Source organism: Vibrio sp. V08_P9A1T1 (genome assembly GCF_963874405.1).
GTDB lineage: Bacteria > Pseudomonadota > Gammaproteobacteria > Enterobacterales > Vibrionaceae > Vibrio > Vibrio anguillarum.
Genome location: NZ_CAWNIB010000129.1, coordinates 1 through 5,013, shown reverse-complemented (window position 1 = coordinate 5,013; position 5,013 = coordinate 1). Strand labels below are relative to the sequence as shown.

The 5,013-nt window shown below is 44.3% G+C and carries 5 protein-coding genes; 1 reads left to right on the top strand and 4 read right to left on the bottom strand.

Going from position 1 to position 5,013, the window contains the following annotated elements:
* Positions 1 to 270 precede the first annotated feature (270 nt).
* Positions 271 to 1,167 (top strand): cation diffusion facilitator family transporter, encoded by an 897-nt coding sequence (locus AACT21_RS06415; RefSeq protein ID WP_017043151.1) that lies wholly within the window; start codon positions 271 to 273, stop codon positions 1,165 to 1,167.
* Positions 1,168 to 1,243: 76 nt separating this feature from the next.
* On the opposite strand, the gene yddG is transcribed toward AACT21_RS06415, so the two are convergent.
* The 4 genes from yddG to AACT21_RS06395 form a co-directional block, all read right to left on the bottom strand.
* Entirely contained in the window at positions 1,244 to 2,158 is a 915-nt protein-coding gene (yddG, locus tag AACT21_RS06410; RefSeq protein ID WP_013868422.1) for an aromatic amino acid DMT transporter YddG, read from the bottom strand.
* Positions 2,155 to 2,754, bottom strand: coding sequence for a sugar O-acetyltransferase (locus tag AACT21_RS06405; protein WP_026028176.1), 600 nt, complete (start codon positions 2,752 to 2,754; stop codon positions 2,155 to 2,157). The genes yddG and AACT21_RS06405 overlap by 4 nt, the downstream gene beginning before the upstream one ends.
* Before the next feature lie 171 nt (positions 2,755 to 2,925).
* Entirely contained in the window at positions 2,926 to 3,324 is a 399-nt protein-coding gene (locus AACT21_RS06400) for an OsmC family protein (protein WP_026028175.1), read from the bottom strand.
* A 30-nt stretch (positions 3,325 to 3,354) separates the two neighbouring features.
* The gene (locus AACT21_RS06395; RefSeq protein ID WP_013868419.1) at positions 3,355 to 4,341 is read right to left on the bottom strand and encodes a Gfo/Idh/MocA family protein; all 987 of its coding nucleotides are present in this window, start codon (positions 4,339 to 4,341) and stop codon (positions 3,355 to 3,357) included.
* Positions 4,342 to 5,013 lie beyond the last annotated feature (672 nt).

Sequence of the window (5,013 nt, the reverse complement as noted above, 5' to 3'; positions counted from 1 at the left end):
GGCATGAACTGGTTAGCCGATAAGTTGCGTGACTATTTGTTTGATTTTTAATTTTCGTTGTTTAGCTTTCAAGATGCCCACATTTTGAACAACACAAAGCAAAGACAGTCAGCGTCAATTATCCTGACAGGCAAATAAGCTCATAACCAATTGTTTTAATTAAAAATAAACTTACTTCCCAATATTCAAGCCAACGACCAATGCACTTAGAGATTGTCAAAACCGTGCTTTAAGCCAAAATAACAGCATGTTTTCAACAGGTAGTCTTTTATGTGTGCTCGAACAAGAAATAATGAAAATCGCATTTTGACGATTTCGGCCCTTTTAGCTTCTGGCTTTGCTGGTGGCGGACTTGTGGTTGGTATGCTTGTCGGTTCACTGGTTATCGTGTTTGACGGTGTGTATTCACTGGTTAGTTTGCTGTTAACATTATTGTCGCTGGTGGCGTCACGCTACATTCGTAAACCTTCTGACTCGACTTTTCCCTTTGGACGCGCGGTGCTAGAACCTGCGGTTATTGCTATCAAAGCCAGCGTTATTTTGTTAGTCGTGAGTTATTCGTTGTACTCGGCTGTCATGGCATTGTTTAGCGGTGGTCGAGAAGTGGATGCTTCTATCGCAACTGTTTTTGGCACAGTGAACGTGATTGGTTGTGCGATTGCGTGGTGGTTCATGGTCAACAAGAGTAAACGTTACTCTTCTGGTTTGATTGACGCTGAAGTAAAACAGTGGCAAATGGACACGCTATTAAGCGTCGCGGTAACGGTCGGTTTCATTGCCGCTTGGTTGATGACCTTGTCTCCTTGGGCAAAATATGCCGTCTATGCAGACCCAATCATGATGCTATTAATGTCGTTTTATTTTATCAAAGTGCCTTATGACATGCTTAAATCGGCAACGCGTGAATTGTTGATGATGTCACCAAGCAAAGAGATTTGTAAAACCGTGGATCAAGGTGTCATTGCCGTAGGTGAAGAATCAGAGCAAGATATCGAGTTGACTGCGGTGACTAAAGTCGGTCATGAGCTGTGGGTCAATGTCGATATTCGCCCTGATGAGAATGAAATGATTGCACTCGAAGATATCGAAAGTACTCGTCGCTCGCTACATAAGCGTTTATCAAAGCTGCCATTCGTACTGCAATTAACCATGAACGTGGCTCGTTAATCAGTCTCAATTAAACGGAAAAAGCCCTCTCGTTCCCGAGAGGGCTTTTTTTATACATAGCAAAGCTGTTGCGATGTCAGGCTATTGGCATTTTCTCTTGCACCGTCGATTGACGTTCTCTGGTCGCCCACCAACAAATTAAAGAACCCATCGTCACCATAATCACACCTTGCCAAAAGCTTAGCCCAAGCGCTACACCTAAGATTAGCGATGAAAGCAAGGTTGAAATCACTGGCGTAAAATAAGAAAGAGTCGCCAATAGAACCATGTTGCCACGCAAGATTGCCACATTCCAAAGTGCATAACCGCTGCCCATCACCACACCCGTTAACGCTAAATTCAAGGTTGCTGGAACGGTAAACACTAAAGTGCTTTCGCTGCTAAGAAAATACTTAATCCAGAGGGCGATAGCCGTAGCCATAAAGAACAGGATAATGGCATTTTGTCCATTGGCTAATTGTTTGGTGATATTGCAATAAACAGCCCAAATAATCGCCCCGCCAAACGCCATGCTATAGGTTAAGGGATTAGTCGCAATATTGGCTGATATTTGCATCACCGAAAACCCACTATCACCAGTAATGGTCCAAGCAACCCCAACAAATGCGAGCGCAACGCTTGGATACACCAGAATATGGACGGGTTTACGGCTGAGAAATACCGCAAACAACACCGTCAAGGCTGGCCACAAATAGTTAATCACCGCCATCTCGAGCGCTTGATGGCGATCATTGGCCATACCTAACGCTAATGCTAAGCAGATTTCGTAGCTCACAAAAAGCGCGCCACCGATCAGAACATAACGCAGAGAAAAGTGTTTGAATTTAGGCACACCCATGACAAGCATCAGAAATACTGAGCTCACAGTGTAAATCAGTGCCGCCCCACCAATTGGGCTAAATTGCTCGGTGACTGTTCTGATTAGCCCCATTAGACAGCTCCACAGCAAGATAGCCGCAACACCAAATAGTGTATGTTTATGCTGCTTCAATGATGCCCTTCCTTAACTGAACTATGCAGGTCAGATGTTCCATTCATTTCTTTTAATGAACGGAGCACTCTCGCTGGTGTGCCTCCGACTAGGCTATCAGCTGGCACATCCTGATTGACCACTGAATTTGCCGCGACAACCGAACGCGCACCAATCGTGACTCCTTGATTAATCACAACGTTGCCACCAATCCATACGTCATCTTCAACCGTAATCGGCTTACAAAATGTTTCCCACAAGCGGCGGCTGCGATAATCCAAAGCATGCGCTGGTGTATAAAACTGGGTGTTAGGGCCAATCAAAACATGATTACCAATCGTGATTTTAGCGCCATCAAGCATAGTGACATTCATGTTGATAAAGGTTTCATCACCAATGGAAATTGTTTCACCGAATTCACAATAGAAAGGAGGCTGCACCACACTTTGTTGGCCAATTTGACGATATAGCTGAGTTTGCAATTGATGGCGGGCTGTAGCATCGGCACATTGGTTGATCTGCAACAGTAAATGTCCTGCTTTGCTACGAATGGCTTCCATTTCTGGGTCTGCACCGTCAAACACCATACCATTCATCATTTTTTCCATTTCGGTCATGAGCCGTTCCTCCTTATGCATCTAGTGTATTTAGACTACTTGGATAAACAAAAGAAAAAAGAGAAAAGCTCACGGTTTCACTTTCCTCTTTAATTTCAACCAACCTGTAACGCACAGGAAAAGGCAAGATCAGAGCATATTGCTTTTTCCTAGTCTTATTGATTGAATGGCTTAAACAATCGACCAACTGTGAGTCATTGTGACACCTTTGCCTAACATTAAGCAGACAGAACAGTACTTTTCTAATGAATCGGCCGTCACTTTTTCAACGACATTAGGGTCAAGATCAACGCCTGATACGTCGAAATGGATATTGACTAGCGTAAAAATCCGAGGTGCGGTTTCACGGCGCTCAGCCGTCAATTTGGCGTTACATGCCGTGACCTGTTGATTGGCCGATTTTAAGCCATCAACCACATCCACAGAGCTACAACCTCCCGCAGCCATCAGAACCATCTCCATCGGGCTAGGCGCGGTTGCACCACCACTGCCATCCATCACCACCGAATGACCAGATTGGGATTGGCCCAAGAACTTGAAATTTTCGACCCACTTTACTTCAGCTTGCATTATTTTTGCTCTCTTCTCTGTGCGATGAAACTACAGGTTATCGGTTGGAAAAATCACGCCCGTTTGGCGGCGTATTTCTGTCAATAATTTGGAAACGGTGAGTGAGCGTAATTTGCATTGCTCATCTATTGTCTTGTTCTGTATCTGATCTGCAAATTTTTGTGCTTCGTAAAACATGCGGTTGGCGTGTTGCTCAATACTCAGATCTTGGGTTTGACCACCACGGTTAATTCTCGTGATGCGGTTGCAGGTAGAGATCATCTCAACGTGCAGTGCGGCCTCTTCACCTTGAATTTCGCTCGGCAAATAGGAGTCACTGGTTTTTGAATGCATTAATAGCACATCAAAACCGTCATATCCTAAGATCACACTGCCGTTACCATCAACCCCCGTCTCCAGTAAATGCGCTTGGGCTTGTACCGATTTAGGCTCACCAAACAGTTCAATGGCTGAGCCCAAACAGTAATAACCAATATCCATGATCGAACCATTAGAGAACTCGGGCAAAAAGGTATTGGGCATCTCACCTTTGAGATATTTAGGATAACGAGAGGAATACTGGCAGTAGCTGAGCACCGCTTTACGGATAGCGCCAATCTGCGATAGCTCTTGTTTGAGAACGGAAAAATTGGGCAAATGTGGGGTTATAAAGGCCTCGAATAATACTACGCCATGCTGTTTGGCAACTTGATACATCTGCTGTGCTAATGAGAAGTCAGAAGCCAGCGGCTTCTCACAGATAACATGTTTGCCCGCTTGCATCATTTGAATCGACTGTGGACCATGCAGTACATTCGGGCTGGCGATGTACACGGCATCCACATTGTCACTCTCACCTAGGCTCTTAAGGTCAGTAAACAAAGCAGGAGCATCGTATTTTTCGGCAAATTGTTTCGCCCTGTCCAGCGAACGGGAATAAACCGCTACTAGCTGAAATTCCCCCGTTTTTAATGCCCCTTCGATAAATTGGTCAGTAATCCAGTTGGTTCCAATAACGGCTAAGCGAATCATCATCATATCCTTTCATTATTTTCACCTATTATCTGGAGTTACTCCGCAGGAAGCAATGTTAACCTCACCACTTATTATTTTCAGGTGGCCATTATTTTCAGGTAACCAAAATAAAGAAAACCCCACTAAGCTCTCGCTTAGTGGGGTTCCAGTTCTTACTCGCAGCAATCCAGCTACTGATAAGTGCTCCCTGCATCAATTCCTTGATAGTCTGCTGATTCCCTCAGCGCATTCCCTTTCATCGCCTTCCTAGCGGTGTCCTTAACTCCGTCGTCCCGACAGATTTGTGCACTTTTCCTTTGCACCGTCCATTAACTTTCCTTGATAACCATCCTAGTTATTCAGCATCCAGCTAATGTCCTTCGCTATCCTTGCCGATCATTCTTCCTGAATTATCGAATCTTCGTCCTGAAGATGACCTATCCTTGGGTCTTTCCTGTTCCGTGTCCGCTTCCTGCTGACAACTTCAGATTACGGATTTCACTTTTTTCAGCAATCCCCCACCTGTTGTTTTTTCTCTGCCAGAAAGACACAAAATGAAAATTATCATTTAAATTCAAACAATTAAAAATTTCAATCTCTTTTTATTGCATAGCAAAACGTTAAAGTCTCACGATACGTGTAAGAGATCTCTCACAAACTTAATCCTATAATTGCCTATCGCCGCAGCTAAGATAC